Raw genomic sequence first — 17,599 nt, forward strand, 5'->3', positions numbered from 1 at the left:
CGTCCCGCATACGAGAGGCCGCCCGTCTTGTCCAGCCCGAGATCCGGTCCCGCCGCCGCCCCCACGCTCGCCCTTGCCGTCGCCCAGCCCAAGTGTGTGGCCCATGATGTGGCCGCCAATGCGATCGCCCATGCCGAGGCGGTGCGCGCGGCGGGGGCCCGGGTGGTGGTCTTTCCCGAGATGTCGCTGACCGGCTACGAGTTGGACGCGGAGCCGGTCGCCCCCGGCGACGAGCGGTTGCGCCCGCTGATCACCGCCTGCGCGGAGACCGGCACGCTGGCCCTGGCCGGTGCCCCGGTACTGCCGGGCCCGCGGATCGGCGTCCTCGCCGTGGACGGCGGCGGGGCACGCGTCGCCTACGGGAAGGTCCACCTCCACGACTCCGAGGCGGTCCGCTTCCGGGCCGGTGGGTACGCGGTGGTCGAGGTCGACGGCTGGCGCCTCGGCCTGGCCGTCTGCCGGGACACCGGGTTCCCCGAACACGCCGCCGTAACGGCCGCGTTGGGCAACGACGCCGGGGCCGCGGTCCGCACCGGCATCGACGCCTACGTGGCCGGCGTCGTCCATGCCGAGCACGAGTCCGGGCTGCACGGCGAGCGGGCCCGCCGGGTGGCCGCCGACCACGGCGTCTGGGCCGCCACCGCCGCCTTCGCCGGGCCCACCGGCGGCGGCTTCGCCCGCACCTCGGGCCGGTCCGGCATCTGGTCCCCCGGGGGCGACCTCGTCGCCGAGGCCGGGCCGGACGCCGGCGATCTGGCCCGGGCGGTCCTCACCAGGCCGTCGTCCTGACCTTCGCGGCCGGCCGGGCTGAGCCGCCGGCTCAGCCGCAGGCCCTCTCCCCGGCTCAGCCGGCCGGGGAGAGGGCCTCCGGGGCGAACTCCCGGACGGTCTCCAGGAGGAGGCGCTTGCTCGGGTTGACGAGTGGCACCCCCGCCACGGTCACCGTGGGCACCGTCTCGTTCCCGTCGGCGACCGTGCGGACGAAGGCCGCCGCGTCCGGGTTCCTGCGGATGTCCACCTTGGTGTAGCGCAGCCGGGTGAACTTCAGGCGCAGCAGGAGGTCCAGGCAGAACACGCAGTCCGGCCTCCAGTAGATGACGACGCCGTCCTGTCCCATCGTTCTCCCCCTCGTGGCGGTGGCCGGTCGCTCGATCATAGGCGCGGGGAGGGAGACAGTCGTCAACCGGCGGTTGACGGACCCGGCATCGTCAACCTAAGGTTGACGCATGGATCAGTTCCCGGTTTCTCTCGACAACCTCATCGCCTTCGTGCGCGCGATCCACCCGGAGGGCGACCCGCTCGCCCACCTCGGGGACGCGATGCGCGTCTCCAGCCGCCTCGAGGACCAGGGCGACGCCCTGATCGGCCACTTCGTCGACCAGGCCCGGCGCTCGGGCGCCTCCTGGACCCAGATCGGCGAGAGGATGGGGGTCTCCAAGCAGGCCGCCCAGAAGCGCTTCGTGGCACGCGCCGACGAGCTCGTCCCCGGGGGTGCGGGGAAGATGTTCGGCCGGTTCGCCCCGCGGGCCCGCAACGCTCTGGTCGCCGCCCGCCGGATCGCTGCCGGCGACGGCCCGGACTCGCCGGTGCAGCCCCGGCACGTGGTCGCCGGGCTGCTGACCGAGCCCGAGGGGATCGCCGCCCGTGCGGTCCACCAACTCGGCGTCTCGGAAGGGCAGTTGCTCGACGCCCTGGGCCTCCCGGCGGACGCCGTGACCCGGGGGGCCGACACCGCCACGCCGGTGGACATCAGCTCCGCCGCCGTCCACTTCGACACCGAGTCCAAGCAGACCCTCAGCCGGACCCTCAATGTGGCACTGCACTTCGGCCACAACTACATCGGCACCGAGCATCTGCTCCTCGCGCTGGCCGCCGAGGGATCGGCCAGTGGGCCGCTGCACTCCCTCGGCCTCGACGTCGACCGGCTCCGCCCGTGGATCACCGCCGAGGTGGAGCGGATCGCCGAGGCGAGGAAGGGGGAGCAGCGCCCGCCGGCCCAGGCCTGAGGGTGGGGACCCGAGCGCGGGGACCTGAGCGCGGGAGCCTGAGCGCGCGGGAGGCGCGCCCGGTCGGCGACAGTCCGCCGGCCGCCGTCGGTCAACCGGCCTCGCCGTGCCCCCAGATGAGGCAGTCGTGGCGGAGGTCCAGCGCCGGGTCCTGGTGGATCCAGGACCGGCAGTGCCGGGGGAGCCGGGTCTCGTAGCGGTAGCCGGCCCTGGCGGCCAGCCGCTGGGAGGCCGCGTTCTCCGGTGCGATCTCCAGCCACAGCCGGCGGAGCCCCGCCTCCTCGTGGGCCCACCGGGTCAGCGCCCGCACCGCCCGCAGGGCGATCCCCTGCCGGCGGCTCTCCGGCCGTACCCAGTAGGCGAGTTCGGCGCCGGTCGGCGGGCCGCCGGGGATCGCGGGCGGGTCCGGCATCAGGCCGATCGCCGCGAGCAGCCGTCCGTCCTGGACCACGCCGTAGGAGACCTGCCCGCCTGCGGCCGACTCCCATTCCGCCAAGGCGGCCTGAGCTGACGTCAGGTCGTACGGCCCGATCGGGCGCGCTCCCCAGAGGGACCGCGCCCGCTCCTGTCCCGTCGCTTCGACCAGGAGAGGGGCGTCCCCGGACCGCAGGGTGCGCAGCCTGGACCCGCCGAGCGCCAGATCCAGGTCGAGATCCATGGCTCCAGGTTACGAGCCCGGGCTCAGGCCGTGAGTGCCGCGTCGCCGCCGGTCCAGTCCGGGGTCTCCGCGCAGGCCGCGAGCAGCTCGTCCAGGGACAGTCCCAGGGCGGTGGCCAGGGCCGCGATGGTGAAGAAGGCCGGGGTGGGGGCCCGGCCGGTCTCGATCTTGCGGAGGGTCTCCGCGGAGACGCCGGCCGCCGCGGCGATCTCGACCATGCTGCGCTCGCCGCGTGCCCGGCGCAGCAGCGCCCCCAGGCGTTCGCCGCGTCGCCGCTCTTCCGGGGTCAGAGGGGTTCGCACCATGAGCGTGATACTAATACCGGTATAAGAATTGGTTCCCTGTGCGGTGGGCTGAGGAGCGGAAGACATGGTGGAGATCAAGACCGAACCGGCGCTGGACGCGATGCGGGAGGCCGGGCGTGTCGTGGCCGGTGCGCTGGCGGCGGCGCAGCAGGCGGCCGCCGTCGGGGTCTCGCTGCGCGAGCTGGACCAGGCCGCCCGGGCCGTCCTGGACGAGGCCGGCGCCCGCTCGCCGTTCCTCGGCTACCGCCCGCACTTCGCCCCCACCCCCTTCCCCGCGGTGATCTGCGCCTCGGTCAACGACGCCGTCGTCCACGGCATCCCGACCGACTACCGGCTCCGCGACGGCGACCTGGTCAGCATCGACTGCGGCGCCGAACTCGACGGCTGGACCGGTGACGCCGCGATCAGCTTCACCGTCGGCACCCCGCGCCCCGCCGACCTGGCGCTGATCGACGCCACCCGCCGGGCGCTGGAGGCCGGCATCGCCGCCGCCCGGCCCGGAAACCGGATCGGCGACATCTCGCACGCCATCGGCGCCGTCGCCCGCGCCGCCCGGTGCGGCATGCCCGCCGACTTCGGCGGCCACGGCATCGGCCGCCGGATGCACGAGGACCCCGGCGTGCCCAACCGCGGCCGCCCCGGCCGTGGCCTCCCCCTCCGCCCCGGGATGGCGCTCGCCATCGAACCGATGCTGATGGCGGGCGGCCGCGACGCCTACCGCACCGACCCGGACGGCTGGACGCTGCGCACCACCGACGGCAGCCGGGCCGCGCACATCGAGCACACCGTCGCCGTCACCGAGGAAGGGCCGCGCGTCCTCACCCTGCCGTGAGGCGGCCCGGCACTAGGCTGACCAGGGTGGCGCAGCAGCAGCATCCCGAGACCGCCCCGCAGCCCGGTGTCCGGCCCCCGGCGACGACCCCCCTGCTCGCCGTCGCGCTGGCCTACCTCACCTTCCTCAGCGGCTTCCTGGACGCCGTCAGCTATCTCGGCCTCGGGCGGGTCTTCACCGCGAACATGACCGGGAACGTGGTGGTCCTGGGGTTCGCCGCCGGGGGAGCGCCCGGGTTCTCGGTGCCCGGCACGGCGATCTCCGCCGGCGGCTTCCTCCTCGGCGCCGCGCTCGGCGGGCGGCTGGTCAGGCACCGGGGCCCGGCCCCGCGCTGGATGGACGCGGCGATCGCGGTGGAGGCGGCGGGCACGGCCCTGGGCGGGGCCTTCGAACTCCTCGGCCTCTCCCACTACCTGACCATCCTGGTGCTGGCCCTCGCGATGGGCTGCCGCAACGCGGCGGTGCGCAGCCTCGGCGTCGCCGACGTGACCACCACCGTGCTGACCGGAACCCTGACCTCCATCGCCGCCGACTCCCGGCTGGCCGGCGGCGGCAGCACCAGGCTCCCGCGCCGGGTGGGCTCGGTGCTGGCGATGCTGCTCGGCGCCATGGCGGGGGCGTATCTGCTGCGGACCAGCTCGGTCGCGGTCTGCCTGCTGGCGGCCGCGGCCGCGGACCTCGTTCTGCTGTTCGCGTATATCGCGCGAAACGGATGGCGTCCGGCGGCCGCGGCTGCCCAGGATGAGCCATGACTGAAGCAAGCACTCAGGGAAATGCCCCCCGTCGGAACCATCTGCTGGTGATCGGAGGCTCGGTCTTCCTGGGCCGGGCGTTCGCCGCCGAGGCGCTGGCCCGCGGCTGGCAGGTGACCACCTTCAACCGCGGCCGCTCGGCCCCGGACCTGCCGGGCGTGCGGGCGCTGCGCGGGGACCGCGAGGACGCGGCCGACCTGGACGCGCTGGCCGCCGCCGGCCCGTACGACGCGGTGGTGGACGTCTGCGGCTACACCCCGAGCACGGTGGGGGCCTCGCTGCGCGCGCTGGGCCCGGTGGCGCCCGCCTACCTCTTCGTCTCCTCGATCAGCGCCTGCCGCGGCTGGCCGGCCGAGACCGTCGACGAGTCCTCGGAGCGCTGGCCCTGCAAGCCGGACGCGGGCCCCGAGGACGGTGACTACGGGGTGCTCAAGGCGGGCTGCGAGCGCGCGGTGGAGGAGTACTTCCCCGGGAGGTCGCTGATCCTCGCCCCCGGCCTGATCATCGGCCCGGGCGACCCCACCGGCCGGGCCACCTGGTGGCTCGAACGGGCGGCCCGCGGCGGCCCGTTCCTCGCGCCCGGTGGGCGGCACCGCCCGATCCAGCTGATCGACGCCCGGGACATCGCGGCCTTCGGCCTGGACCGGATCGCGGACGGCGACGAGGGGCGCTGGCTGACCACCTCCCAGCAGCAGCGCAGCACCTGGGAGGAGTTCCTGGCCGGCTGCGCCGCCGCGGTGGCGAGCACCGGCCGGGCCCCCGCCGAGCCCGCCCGGCCGGTCTGGGTCGAGGACGGGTTCCTGCTGGACCACGACGTCGAGGTGTGGAACGAACTGCCGCTGTGGGCGCCGGCCGTCCCCGAGATGGACGGCGTCTGGAACCCGGACGCCTCGCGGGCGCTGGCGGCCGGGCTGACCCCGCGCCCGCTGGCGGACTCCCTCCGGGACGCCTGGGCCTGGCTGGACGAGCCCTCCGGCGACAACCGCCGCCTCGTCGCCGAGTACGCCCGCGGCAAGCAGGCCAAGGGCCTCCGCCCGGCCGGGATGGACCCGGAGCGGGAGGAGGCCCTGCTCGCCGAATGGGCCGGAGCGGCGCCGGTCGCTGGCAGCCGGCGTCAGGAGGCGTAGGCCTGCAGCTCGGAGAGCTGGCCGGCGGGCCAGCCGGTGTTGGCGGTGAAGGTCAGCCGCAGGTACCGGACGTTCGCCGGGCTGCTCAGCCTGGCCGTCGCGGTGTTACCGCTGGACGGGTCGAAGGTGTAGCCGGCGGACGGGGCGAGGGTGGTCCAGCTGCTTCCGTCCGTGCTGCCCTGGACGGTCAGCGTCTGGGTTCTGGTCTGCCAGGCGCTGGACGGGGGGAGGTCCATGACGAGCCGTCCGACCTGCTCGGTCGCGCCCAGATCGACCTGGAACCACTGCGGGAAGGCGTTGTCGGCCGACTCCCAGTAGCTGTTGGTGTCGCCGTCCACCGCGTTGGCGGGGACGTAGGTCTGGGTGGAGGCGCTGGCGGTGGCCGGTTTGCCGAGCGCCAGGTTCGGGTTCCCGGTGGGTGTCGGGGTGGGCGTCGGCGTCGGCGTCGGGGTGCCGGTCGAGCCGCCGCCGGCGGCCGGGGGCAGGCCGACCGGGGCCGGGAAGGCGGTCAGCGTCGGGCTGGTGCTCCAACCGCTGTTCCCCGTACCGAGGTTGAAGGCGAAGGTGCCCGCCGTGTCGTTCGGGTACCCGTAGTCGTACGCGCCGGCCACCCCCACGCTGCTCGCGGTGAGCCCGCTGACCGGGGCGGAGCCGGTGGTCTCGGCCTGGAAGACGGTGGTACCGGTCCAGTCCACGGTGTCGTCGCTGAACTCGACGCCGTTGACGGCGTTTCCGCTGCCGCCGCCGGAGACGATCTCGAAGGCGCTGTACGGGCTGTCGTCCACGGCGTTGCCGTCGACCTTGACCGAGACCCCGCTGAACGCCGAGTCGTAGGAGTCGAGGCGGATGGCGCCCATCGGGTGGTTCCAGTTGGGGTTCATCGCGCCGGTGCGGACGAGGGTGTTGCCGGAGACCGTGATCGTCCCGGAGAGCGGTGTGAACGGCTGCAGGAAGGCCTGGTTGGAGACGGCGATCCCGCTGCCCAGGGAGTTGCTGTCGACGATGACGTTGCCCTGGATGGTGTTGTCCGAGCCGCCGTAGTCGGCGATCCCGTTGGCCAGGGTGGGCTGGACGACGGTGTTGTCGGTGAAGGAGATCTGCCTGTCGGCCGCCGGGTAGGACCAGATGGCCAGGCCGTCGTCCCCCGTGTTGCGGAGGAAGTTGTCGTCGACGGTGTCGCCGCTCGCGTTGCCGTTGAAGTTGATGCCGTCGGCGTCGGTGGAGAGGATCTCGCAGTTCTCCACGGTGATGCCGGAGTTGTCGTACTGGAGCCACATGCCGACGTTGGTGTCCTGGATCCACAGCCCGTCCACCACCGAGCCGCTGCCCAGCGAACCGTTGATGGCGTTGGCGGTGGAGTCGTCGTGCCGGCCGACCGTGGAGCCGAGGATGGCGAAGCCGGAGAGGTTGATCGGCCCGGACACCGCGGAGGTGTTGTCGATGAAGGTGTTGGTCTCGATCTGCGAGTACCAGTCGCCGGCGCCGGCGATGGTCGCCTTCTGCATCTGCAGCGCGCTGCCGACCCTGTAGGTGCCCGGGGGGATCCACACCGAGGTGCCGGCCGCATTGGCGGCGCTGACCGCGGAGGCGAACGCGCCGGTGGAGTCGGCGGCGCCGGTCGGGTCGGCGCCCTCGCTGGTCACCGAGATCGAGCCGGAGGGCTGGGTGGCGGCGGCCGGGACGTCGTAGAAGTCGGCCACGTCCAGGGTGTAGGGGAGGGCCGAATCGCCCGCGTCCGCCTGGAACCTGACGGTGTCCCCGGCCTTCAGCGCGGAGGGCAGCCTCATCCGGGCGTCGTCGTAGAACTTGTGGGTCTTGCTGCCGGTGATGTTCCCGGTGGTGATGTAGCTGTAGGCCGAGGTGAGGTGGAGCCCGGTGGCGAGCTTGGCCCCGTTCACGTACACCGACAGCGTGCCGGAGGCGCCCTGCGGCAGGGCGTAGTGGAGGTCCAGGGCGTTCGCCGGGGCGGTCAGGGTGAACTGGACGTACTGGCCCTGGGCGGTGAGCTGCACGGCCTGCCGGCCGGAGGCCTCGGTGGCGAGCTCGCCCTGGGTGTAGTCCGGGCCGATCGCCTTGCCGGTGGTGGTGGCCTGCGGGCCCTCGGCCTCGTACTCGGTCATGCCGGGGATGCTGGCTCCGGTGCCGTCGGCGGCGCCGGCGGCGAAGGGGGAGAGGGCGGCCGGGGCGCTGCCCGCGGCCGGGGCGCCGCCCTGCGGGATCGCGGCGCTCGCGGGCCGGGGGAGCGCGAGGAGCGCCAGTCCGGCGAGGAGAGCGGCGGCCGCCAGTGCCGCCAAGGTCATGTTCCTGACAGGTCTGGAGCGGGTTCCGGTCTGCGTCTGCATGGCTCGGGACCGTAGTACTCCGTTCAGCGGGCTGCAAGATTCTGCGCAGGACGAGAAAAAAGACGATGGCTCGGCAAGTGCACTTGCGCGGGGGCGTTAGAGTCGGGCCATGAGTCGACGACTTGCCGATGTGGCGGAGAAGGTGGGGGTCAGCGAGGCCACGGTCTCGCGGGTGCTGAACGGCAAGCCGGGAGTGTCCGAGACGACCCGTACCGCCGTCCTCACCGCCCTGGATGTGCTCGGCTACGAGCGGCCGACCCAGCTGCGCGGCGAACGCGCCCGGCTGGTCGGCCTGGTGATGCCCGAGCTGCAGAACCCGATCTTCCCGGCGCTGGCCGAGGTGGTCGGCGGGGCGCTCACCCAGCAGGGGCTCACCCCCGTGCTGTGCACCGGGACGGTGGGCGGGGTCTCCGAGCCGGACTACGTGGAGATGCTGCTCCAGCAGCAGGTCTCCGGGGTGGTCTTCTTCGGCGGGCTGTACGCCCAGGCGGACTCCTCGCACGCCCACTACGCCCGCCTCGCCGCCCGCGGACTGCCCACCGTGCTGCTGAACGCGGCCGTGGACGGACTGGACTTCCCGCAGGTCTCCACCGACGACGCGGTCGCCGCCGAGCAGGCTCTGGAGCACCTCCGCCAGCTCGGCCACCGGCGGATCGGGCTGGTGCTCGGCCCGCCCGACCACATGCCTTCGCAGCGGAAGCTGGCCGCGGCCATGGACTTCGCCGCCCGCGAGGGGCTCGACCTCGTCGACCATCCCGAACTCCGGGTCGGGCACGCGCTGTTCACCATCGAGGGCGGCCAGGCGGTGGCCGGCCGGCTGGTCCGGGACGGCGCGACGGCGCTGGTCTGCGCCTCCGACCCGCTGGCCCTCGGGGCGGTACGGGCGGTACGCCGGCTGCGCCGCGAGGTGCCAAGCGACGTCTCCGTCGTCGGCTATGACGACTCGGCGCTGATGACCTGCACCGACCCGCCGCTGACCACCGTCCGGCAGCCGATCGAGGCGATGGGCCGGGCGGCGGTGGAACTCCTCGCCAAGGCGATCTCCGGGGCCCGGGTCAGCCACGACGAACTCCTCTTCGAACCGGAACTGGTCGTCCGCCGCTCCACCGGCCCGGCGCCGGTGAGCCCGCCGGGCGAATAGCCGGTGAGCCCGCAAGCGCAGTCGTGTTCTTGCGAATTCTCGTCGATATCTTGTGATCCTCGGCGGCAGCTGCTTTAGTGGTCCGCGCCCGGCCCGGTCCTCCCCGACTCGGGCCTCCGCGCGAACTCACCTGTCAACGAGGACATCTGATGACCTTTCAGCACAGACGCGGCTCCGCCCGCGAGCGCGCCCTCGCCGCAGCCGCCCTGGCCGCCGCCACCGGGCTCATCCTCACCGCCTGCAGCAGCGGCGGCAGCGGTGGCAGTGGAAGCGCCGACGCCAACGGCAAGGTGACGATCAGCATCGACTGCCAGCCGCCGACCAGCAAGCCGGCACTGCGCGAGATGTGGAACCAGGACATCGCCGCCTTCGAGAAGGCCCACCCCGACGTCACCGTCAAGTCCATCGACACCTTCCCCTGCGAGACCCCGGCACTCTTCACCGCGGCCCTCAAGGGCGGCACCGAGGCCAACGTCTTCTACACCTACTTCACCGACAAGCAGCAGGTGCTGGACGCGGGCCAGGCGGCCGACATCACCAAGTACGTCAACACCACCACCGTCCCGGCACTGAACGACATCAAGCCGGAAGTGCTCGCCACCCAGAAGGAGAACGGCAAGCTCTACGGTCTGCCCACCAACAACTACACGATGGGCATGATCATCAACCGCAGGCTCTTCAAGCAGGCCGGGCTCAACCCCGACCAGCCGCCCACCACCTGGGCCGACGTGGCCAAGGACGCCCAGGCGATCAGCAAGCTCGGCCACGGCGCCATCGGCTACGGCGACTACAGCGCCGGCAACAACGGCGGCTGGCACTTCGCCGCCGAACTCGACGCCATGGGCGGCCGGATGACCACCCCGGACGGCAGCAGGTCGGCCTTCGACAGCGCCCAGGGCCGGGCCGTCCTGCAGAACCTCCACGACCTCCGGTTCACCGACGGCGTGATGGGCACCACCCAGCTCTACAAGTGGGGCGACCTGCAGAAGCTGATGGCGGCCGGCAAGCTCGGGATGTACCTCGCCGCCCCCGACGACATCACCTACATGGTGCAGACCCTCGGCGCCCACTACAGCGACTTCAGCATGGGCCCGATGCCCGGCCAGAACGGCCCCGGCGCCGGCACCCTGGCCGGCGGCAACGACTACATGTTCAACGTCAAGGACACCCCGGCCCAGATCAAGGCCGGAGTCGAGCTGGTGGACTACATCGGCCTCACCGTCGGCCACGGGCAGCTCTTCGACTACGCGCGGCTGAAGGCCAAGGACCAGGCCGTCGGCCTGCCCGAGCCCGCCCTCTTCCAGGGCGCCACCAAGGCCCAGGACGACAAGCTCAAGGCGGCCAACGCCACCATGCCGGTCTCCTACTTCTCCTCGTACGCCGACGCCGCCGTCCCAGGCATCCCGGAGCCCCCCAATGCCCAGGCCATCTACAAGATCCTCGACAGCACCATGGCCGCAGTCCTCACGAACTCCGGCGCCGACATCGGCGGGCAGCTCCACACCGCCGCGCAGCAGGTCGACCAGGTTCTGGCCAACTCGCAGTGAGGGCAGTGGCCGAGACGGTGGCCGAGGCAGTGGCCGAGACGGTGGCAGAGCCGCCGGCAGAGCCGGCGCCCACGGCCGCGGCGCCACCGCCCAGCGGGTCCGGCACCACCTCACCGGGCACGCCTTCCTGATCGGCGCCACCCTCTGCTTCGCCCTCTTCTCCTGGTACCCGATGGTCCGCGAGTTCTTCCTCGCCTTCCAGCGCACCAGGACCGGGCGGACCACCTGGACCGGCTGGCACAACCTCCACCAGATCGTCAACGACCCGACCTTCTGGCAGGCCTGGCGGAACACCGGGCTCTTCACCGGCCTCGCGCTGGTCCTCGGCTACGCCCTGCCGTTCGCCGTGGCCGTGCTCCTCAACGAGCTCCGGCAGGCCCGCGGCTTCCTGCGGGTGCTGGTCTACCTGCCGGTGATGCTGCCGCCGGTCTCCGCCCTGGTCCTCTTCCAGTACCTGTACAACCCGGACTACGGCCTGATCGACCACCTCCTCCACGCCCTCCACCTGCCGGCCGTCGCCTGGCTCCAGGACCAGCGCACCGCCATGCTCTCCGTGGTCATCGCCTCCACCTGGATGAACATGGGCAGTGCCACCCTGATCTACCTGGCCGGACTGCAGGGCATCCCGGGCGAGCTGTACGAGGCGGCGGAGCTCGACGGGGCAGGGCTCCTCCGCCGGATCCGTCATGTGACGATCCCTCAGATGCGCAACGTGCTGTCGCTGATGCTGCTGATGCAGATCGTCGCCACCATGCAGGTCTTCGTCGAGCCCTTCGTCCTCACCAACGGGGGCCAGGGCGTCGGCGGGTCCACCATCACCGTCGTCTACCTGATCTACCAGTACGCCTTCAACTTCGACAACTACGGCGCCGCCTCGGCGCTCGGCCTGCTGCTGCTCCTGGTGCTGGCCGTGTTCTCCGCCCTGTACGTCCGCCTCAGCCGGCGCGTCGAGGAGTGAGCCCCTCCGATGGCCAGAACAGCAACCCCCGTACCCGAGACCAGAACGCTGATCTCGCCGGCCGCGCTGGCCCGCCCGCGCGGCCGGATCATCCACCGGACCGTGCTGGCGGCGGTCCTGGTGGTCTTCACCGCCGCCTTCCTCGGCCCGCTCTACCTGCTGGTCACCGGCGGCCTGAAGACCACCGCCGAGTCCATCGCCAACCCGCCCACCCTCTACCCCCACCACCTCGCCGCTGGCACCTACGGCACCGCATGGCATGAGCTCAACCTGGCCCGGCTGCTGCTGAACACCCTGTGGTACGCCTTCGGCGCGCTCGCCTTCCAGCTGGTGCTGGACACCGCGGCCGCCTACGCCCTCTCCAAGCTGCGGCCGGTGCTCGGCAACGCGGTGCTGGGCGCGATGCTGGCCACCCTGATGATCCCGGCCACCGTGCTGGTCGTCCCGCAGTACCTCACCGTCCTGGACCTGCCGGTCCTCCACGCCAACCTGCTCAACTCGCCCTGGGCGATCTGGCTGCCCTCGGTGGCCAACGCCTTCAGCATCTTCCTCCTCAAGAGGTTCTTCGACTCCATCCCCCAGGAGCTGATCGACGCCGCCTCGATCGACGGCGCCGGGCCGGTGCGCACCCTGGTCTCGCTGGTGCTGCCGATGTCCCGGCCGATCATCGCGGTGGTCTCGATCTTCGCCCTGGTGAACGTGTGGAAGGACTTCCTCTGGCCGCTGCTGGCCGAACCCGACCCGACCCGGCAGACGCTCAACGCGGGGGTGTACTCGCTCTCCAACGGCATCCCGCAGAACGTGCTGATCGCGGCCTCCGCCATCTCCGCCGTCCCGACCGTGCTCTTCTTCCTCGTCTTCCAGCGCAACATCATGTCCGGCCTGACCGCCGGCGGCCTCAAGGGCTGACCTCAAGGAGACCCCCGCAGTGGCAGTCACCCCTTCACCCGACTCCCCGTCCGCGGACGCCTGGTGGCGTACCGCCGCGATCTACCAGGTGTATGTCCGCAGCTTCGCCGACGCCAACGGGGACGGCGTCGGCGACCTCGCCGGCGTCCGCGCCCGCCTTCCGTACCTCGCCGAACTCGGCGTGGACGCCCTCTGGTACACCCCGTGGTACCGGTCGCCGTTCGCCGACGGCGGCTACGACGTGGCCGACTACCGGGAGATCGACCCGGCGCTCGGCACCCTCGCCGAGGCCGAGAAGCTCATCGCCGAGGCCGCCGACCTGGGCCTGCGGACCATCGTCGATATCGTCCCCAACCACGTCTCCAGCGCCCACCGCTGGTTCCGGGCGGCGCTGGCCGCAGGACCCGGCTCGCCCGAGCGGACGCGTTTCTTCTTCCGCCCCGGGCGCGGCGAGGAGGGCGAACTCCCGCCCAACGACTGGCAGTCCCAGTTCGGCGGCCCGGCCTGGACGCCGACCGGGGACGGCGAGTGGTACCTCCACCGCTTCGCCCCCGAGCAGCCCGACCTGGACTGGACCCACCCGGACGTCCGCCGCGAGCACGAGGAGGTGCTGCGGTTCTGGTTCGACCGGGGCGCGGCCGGCGTGCGGATCGACTCGGCGGCCGAGGTGGTCAAGGACCCCGGCCTCCCGGACCTGGCGGGCCGTACCGCCTTCCCGCCCGGCGGCCATCCGTACATCGACCGGGACGGACTCCACGAGCTCTACCGCGGATGGCGTGTCATCGCCGACTCCTACCACCCCGAACCCCGGGCGCTGATCGGCGAGCTGTGGCTGCCGGACGCCGACCGCTTCGCCCACTACCTGCGCCCCGACGAGCTCCACACCGCCTTCAACTTCGACTTCCTCACCTGCCCCTGGGACCCGGACCGGCTGCGCGAGGTGATCGGCGGCACCCTGGAGCGGCACGCCCCCGTCGGCGCCCCGCCGACCTGGGTGCTCTCCAACCACGACGTCACCCGGCACGTCACCCGCTACGGCCGCTCCGGCGACACCGGCTTCTCCTTCGAGGCCAAGACCCGCCCGGTGCCCGCCACCGACCTCGTCCTCGGCACCCGCCGGGCCCGGGCCGCCGCGCTGCTGGCCCTCGCCCTGCCCGGGGCGGTCTACCTCTACCAGGGCGAGGAGCTGGGCCTCCCCGAGGTGGAGGACCCGGAGCTGCTGCCGGACTCGGCCCGCCAGGATCCGATGTTCCACCGCTCCAACGGCTCCGACCCGGGCCGGGACGGCTGCCGCATCCCCCTGCCGTGGAGCGGCGACCGGCCGCCCTACGGCTTCTCCCCGCCGGAGTCCGCCGCCCCCGCCTGGCTGCCGCAGCCCCCCGGCTGGGGCGGCCACTCGGCCGAGGCGCAGTCCGCGGACGGGTCCTCGATGCTCAACCTCTACCGTGCGGCCCTGCGGCTGCGCCGCGACCGACCGGCCCTGCGCGGCGAGGAGTTCGCCTGGCTGCCGGAGCAGCCGCCCGGCGTGCTGGCCTTCACCCGGGGCCGGGCCCGCGCCTTCGCCTGCGTCGTCAACCTCTCCTCGCGGCCGGTCCCGCTGCCGGCGGACGGTACGCTCCTGCTCAGCAGCGAGCCGCTGCCCCCGGGAGAACTCCTCCCGGACACAGCGGCCTGGTTGGCGCTGCCGCCGGTCCCGACCGCGGACTGATCGGCCGTCAGACCGCTTTCAGGCCATGCCCGCTGAAGATCCCGCGCACCCGGGCCACCTCCTCCGGAGTCGGCGAGGGGGTGGCCGCGAGCGGGAACGGCCTCCCCAGCGCCTCCCACTTGGCCTGGCCGAGCTTGTGGAAGGGGAGGACGTCCACCCGGCTGACGTTGCCCAGCGAGGCGGCGAAACCGGCCACCCCGTCCACGTTGGCCGTGCCGTCCGTCAGCCCCGGCACCAGCACGAACCGGACCCAGACCTCCTTGCCGAGATCGGCCAGCCGGCGGGCGAAGGCCAGCGTCGGATCGAGCTGACACCCCGTCAACCTCCGGTACAGCGCCCGGTCCCAGGACTTGATGTCCAGCAGCACCAGGTCGACGTCGCGCAGCAGCGCGTCGGTGGCCCGGGCGCCCAGGAAACCGGAGGTGTCCAGGGCGGTGTGGTAGCCGAGCTCGTGCTTGAAGCGGTGGAACAGCTCGCCGCTGAAGACCGGCTGCAGCAGCGGCTCACCGCCGCTGACCGTGGCCCCGCCGCCGGCCGCCCGGATGAACCGCCGGTACCCGGCCGCCTCCGCGACCAGCCGGTCGGCGGTCATCCGGCGCCCGTTGCGCATCCGCAGGGTGTCCGGGTTCTGGCAGTACAGGCACTCCAGCGGGCAGCCGGCCAGGAAGACGGTGAACCGGGTGCCGGGCCCGTCCACCCCCGTGGACAGGTCCCAGGAGTGGACCGACCCGGTCACCGGAGGCCGGGTCGCGGCGGCGGGCGTCGCCCCCCGCCCCTCCAGCACTGCGGTCATCAGAGTGCCCCGTGGAAGGTGCGGTTGACGACGTCCAACTGCTGCTCGCGGGTCAGCCGGACGAAGTTGACGGCGTAACCGGAGACCCGGATGGTGAGCTGCGGGTAGTTCTCCGGGTGCACCATGGCGTCCTCCAGCGTCGCCCTGTCCAGCACGTTGACGTTCATGTGGAAGCCGCCGCTCGCCATATAGCCGTCCAGCACCCCGCGGAGGTTGGCCACCCGGTCCTCGGGGCTGCGCCCGAGGGCGTCCGGGGTGATGGTGTTGGTCAGCGAGATGCCGTCCTCGGCGTCGTCGTACGGCAGTTTGGCGACGGACATCGCGGAGGCGACGTAGCCGTGGAGGTCGCGGCCGTTCATCGGGTTGGCGCCGGGCGCGAACGGCCCGCCGGCCCGCCGGCCGTCGGGGGTGTTCCCGGTCTTCCTCCCGTACACCACGTTCGAGGTGATGGTCAGCACCGACTGGGTGTGCCTGGCGTCCCGGTACGTGGGGTGGCGGCGGACCTTCTCCATGAAGTCGTGGACGAGCCGTTCGGCGATGGCGTCCGCGCGGTCGTCGTTGTTGCCGAAGGCCGGGTACTCCCCGTCGATCTCGTAGTCGACCGCCAGCCCGGTCTCGTCCCTGATCACCCGCACCCTGGCGTACCTGATCGCGGAGAGCGAGTCGACGGCCACCGAGAGGCCGGCGATCCCGCAGGCCATCGTGCGCAGGACCGTCTCGTCGTGCAGCGCCATCTCAAGGCGCTCGTAGGCGTACCTGTCGTGCATGTAGTGGATGACGTTCAGCGCGTGGACGTACGTCCTGGCCAGCCAGTCCAGCATGGCGTCGTACTTCGCGGCCACCGTCGCGTAGTCCAGGTACTCGCCGGCGACCGGCTCGAAGCCCTCGACGACCAGCTTGCCGGTCTTCTCGTCCCGGCCTCCGTTGATCGCGTACAGCAGCGCCTTGGCGACGTTCACCCGTGCGCCGAAGAACTGCATCTGCCGCCCGACCGCCATCGCCGAGACGCAGCAGGCGATCGCGGTGTCGTCGCCGTACTTGGGCCGGGTCAGCTCGTCGTTCTCGAACTGGATGGCCGAGGTCTCGATGGCGGTCCGCGCCGCGAAGTCCTTGAAGCCGCGGGGGAGCCGGGGCGACCAGAGGACGGTGAGGTTCGGCTCCGGCGCCGGGCCGAGGTTGTGGAGGGTCCGCAGGGCGCGGAAGGCCGTGCGGGTGACCAGCGGCCGGCCGTCCCCGCCCATCCCGGCGAGGGTCCAGGTGACCCAGGTGGGGTCGCCGCTGTACAGCTCGTTGTACTCGGGGGTGCGGAGGAAGCGGACGACGCGCAGCTTGACGACGAAGTCGTCGATGAACTCCTGGGCCTGACTCTCCGTCAGTCGGCCGTCCTCGATGTCCCGTTGGAGGTAGACGTCGAGGAAGGCGTCGATCCGGCCGATCGACATCGCCGCGCCGTTCTGCTCCTTCACCGCGGCCAGGTAGCCGAAGTAAAGCCACTGCACGGCCTCCCGCCCGGTGGCCGCCGGCCGGCCGATGTCGTAGCCGTAGGACAGCGCCATCCGCTTGAGCTCGCCCAGCGCCCTGATCTGCTCCGCGAGCTCCTCCCGGTCGCGGATCACGTGCTCGCTCGGCCATTCGGCGTTCAGCCGCGCCCTGGCCTCCTCCTTGGCCTCGATCAGCCGGTCGACGCCGTAGAGGGCGACGCGGCGGTAGTCGCCGATGATCCGGCCGCGGCCGTAGGCGTCCGGCAGGCCGGTGATGATCCCGGAGGAGCGGCAGGCCCGGATCTCCGGGGTGTACGCGTCGAAGACGCCGTCGTTGTGGGTCTTCCGGAGGTGGGTGTAGACCTCCTTCAGCCACGGGTCGGGCTCGTAGCCGTACGCGCGCAGCGCGCTCTCGACCATCCGCCAGCCGCCGTTCGGCATGACCGCCCGCTTCAGCGGGGCGTCGGTCTGCAGTCCGACGATGAGGTCCTTGCGGTGGTCGATGTAGCCGGGGCGGAACGCGTCGATCCGGGAGGGGGTGCGGACGTCGACGTCGTAGACGCCGCGGGCGGTCTCCTCGGGGAAGAGCGAGGCGACCTGGGCCCACACCTCGCGGGTGCGTGCGGTCGGCTCCGCGAGGAAGGAGCCGTCGCCCTCGTACGGGGTGTAGTTCTGCTGGACGAAGTCCCGCACGTCGACGGCGTCCCGCCACCGCCCGCCCTTGAACCCCTCCCAGGGGTTCACTCGTTGCTGCGCCTGCGTCCGCTGAGGGGCCACGGTCATCTCCGCACCTTCCGCTCCGCTCGATCCCGACGCCTCCATTCCACGCTTTGATCGATCATTTCTCCACGCCCGAACGGCCCCGAGGGATGGGGCCGGTGGGCCCCGGCGCGGCCCCGTGCGCGGCGCCGCAGGCGCAAGCAGGGGGCGTGGGGAACTGCGCGGCTCGCATGCAACGGCGTCGCAGTCGGCGACGGAGTTCGGGTTGCCGCCCGTTGGCCGTTGCCGCGTGCGGCGCCGTAGATGCTTGGCCGCGCAGT

The 17,599-nt window shown here is 72.5% G+C and carries 16 protein-coding genes; 10 read left to right on the top strand and 6 right to left on the bottom strand.

Annotation, left to right across the window (positions count from 1 at the left end):
* Nucleotides 1-27 precede the first annotated feature (27 nt).
* Entirely contained in the window at nt 28-789 is a 762-nt protein-coding gene (locus BS73_RS30550) for a carbon-nitrogen hydrolase family protein (RefSeq protein ID WP_051941170.1), read from the top strand.
* 55 nt (nt 790-844) lie between these two features.
* Here the strand turns inward: BS73_RS30550 and BS73_RS30555 are convergent, their stop codons facing one another.
* The gene (locus BS73_RS30555) at nt 845-1,117 is read right to left on the bottom strand and encodes a glutaredoxin domain-containing protein (protein WP_037577656.1); all 273 of its coding nucleotides are present in this window, start codon (nt 1,115-1,117) and stop codon (nt 845-847) included.
* A gap of 109 nt (nt 1,118-1,226) precedes the next feature.
* On the opposite strand from BS73_RS30555, the gene BS73_RS30560 reads away from it, so the two are divergent.
* Nucleotides 1,227-2,006, top strand: coding sequence for a Clp protease N-terminal domain-containing protein (locus BS73_RS30560; protein WP_037577657.1), 780 nt, complete (start codon nt 1,227-1,229; stop codon nt 2,004-2,006).
* Between the two features lie 91 nt (nt 2,007-2,097).
* On the opposite strand, the gene BS73_RS35280 is transcribed toward BS73_RS30560, so the two are convergent.
* Nucleotides 2,098-2,664, bottom strand: coding sequence for a GNAT family N-acetyltransferase (locus BS73_RS35280; RefSeq protein WP_051941171.1), 567 nt, complete (start codon nt 2,662-2,664; stop codon nt 2,098-2,100).
* Between the two features lie 23 nt (nt 2,665-2,687).
* Nucleotides 2,688-2,969: a helix-turn-helix domain-containing protein gene (locus tag BS73_RS30570; RefSeq protein WP_037577658.1), complete on the bottom strand. Its 282-nt coding sequence runs from the start codon at nt 2,967-2,969 to the stop codon at nt 2,688-2,690.
* Between the two features lie 64 nt (nt 2,970-3,033).
* Here BS73_RS30570 and map point away from each other — a divergent pair, with 64 nt between their 5' ends.
* From map to BS73_RS38490, 3 genes are read left to right on the top strand one after another with little or no spacing between them, the layout of a single operon-like run.
* Nucleotides 3,034-3,801 (top strand): type I methionyl aminopeptidase, encoded by a 768-nt coding sequence (map, locus tag BS73_RS30575; RefSeq protein WP_037577659.1) that lies wholly within the window; start codon nt 3,034-3,036, stop codon nt 3,799-3,801.
* Between the two features lie 26 nt (nt 3,802-3,827).
* Nucleotides 3,828-4,553, top strand: coding sequence for a YoaK family protein (locus BS73_RS30580; protein WP_063837098.1), 726 nt, complete (start codon nt 3,828-3,830; stop codon nt 4,551-4,553).
* 47 nt (nt 4,554-4,600) lie between these two features.
* Nucleotides 4,601-5,680, top strand: a complete 1,080-nt coding sequence (locus BS73_RS38490; protein WP_161789722.1) for a Rossmann-fold NAD(P)-binding domain-containing protein — start codon at nt 4,601-4,603, stop codon at nt 5,678-5,680.
* Here BS73_RS38490 and BS73_RS30590 read toward each other — a convergent pair.
* Nucleotides 5,668-7,980 (bottom strand): discoidin domain-containing protein, encoded by a 2,313-nt coding sequence (locus BS73_RS30590; protein WP_084704474.1) that lies wholly within the window; start codon nt 7,978-7,980, stop codon nt 5,668-5,670. The genes BS73_RS38490 and BS73_RS30590 overlap by 13 nt on opposite strands.
* A 151-nt stretch (nt 7,981-8,131) precedes the next feature.
* On the opposite strand from BS73_RS30590, the gene BS73_RS30595 reads away from it, so the two are divergent.
* The 5 genes from BS73_RS30595 (at nt 8,132) to BS73_RS30615 (ending at nt 14,285) form a co-directional block, all read left to right on the top strand.
* Complete coding sequence (locus tag BS73_RS30595; protein WP_037577660.1) at nt 8,132-9,163, top strand: LacI family DNA-binding transcriptional regulator; 1,032 nt, start codon at nt 8,132-8,134, stop codon at nt 9,161-9,163.
* Between the two features lie 149 nt (nt 9,164-9,312).
* Nucleotides 9,313-10,710, top strand: a complete 1,398-nt coding sequence (locus BS73_RS40120; protein ID WP_051941173.1) for an extracellular solute-binding protein — start codon at nt 9,313-9,315, stop codon at nt 10,708-10,710.
* Between the two features lie 172 nt (nt 10,711-10,882).
* Nucleotides 10,883-11,668 carry a carbohydrate ABC transporter permease gene (locus BS73_RS30605; RefSeq protein WP_084704475.1) on the top strand — a complete coding sequence of 262 codons (786 nt, stop codon included), beginning with the start codon at nt 10,883-10,885 and terminating at the stop codon, nt 11,666-11,668.
* 9 nt (nt 11,669-11,677) lie between these two features.
* Nucleotides 11,678-12,577 carry a carbohydrate ABC transporter permease gene (locus BS73_RS30610; protein ID WP_037577661.1) on the top strand — a complete coding sequence of 300 codons (900 nt, stop codon included), beginning with the start codon at nt 11,678-11,680 and terminating at the stop codon, nt 12,575-12,577.
* A gap of 19 nt (nt 12,578-12,596) precedes the next feature.
* Nucleotides 12,597-14,285 carry a glycoside hydrolase family 13 protein gene (locus tag BS73_RS30615; protein WP_037577662.1) on the top strand — a complete coding sequence of 563 codons (1,689 nt, stop codon included), beginning with the start codon at nt 12,597-12,599 and terminating at the stop codon, nt 14,283-14,285.
* A 7-nt stretch (nt 14,286-14,292) separates the two neighbouring features.
* Here BS73_RS30615 and pflA read toward each other — a convergent pair whose 3' ends face one another.
* Together pflA and pflB are read right to left on the bottom strand one after the other, a co-directional pair.
* Nucleotides 14,293-15,078, bottom strand: a complete 786-nt coding sequence (gene pflA, locus BS73_RS30620) for a pyruvate formate-lyase-activating protein (protein ID WP_037577663.1) — start codon at nt 15,076-15,078, stop codon at nt 14,293-14,295.
* Nucleotides 15,078-17,342, bottom strand: coding sequence for a formate C-acetyltransferase (pflB, locus tag BS73_RS30625; protein WP_037577664.1), 2,265 nt, complete (start codon nt 17,340-17,342; stop codon nt 15,078-15,080). Before pflB ends, pflA begins: the two co-directional genes overlap by 1 nt.
* Nucleotides 17,343-17,599 lie beyond the last annotated feature (257 nt).

It is taken from the genome of Phaeacidiphilus oryzae TH49, assembly GCF_000744815.1.
GTDB lineage: Bacteria > Actinomycetota > Actinomycetes > Streptomycetales > Streptomycetaceae > Phaeacidiphilus > Phaeacidiphilus oryzae.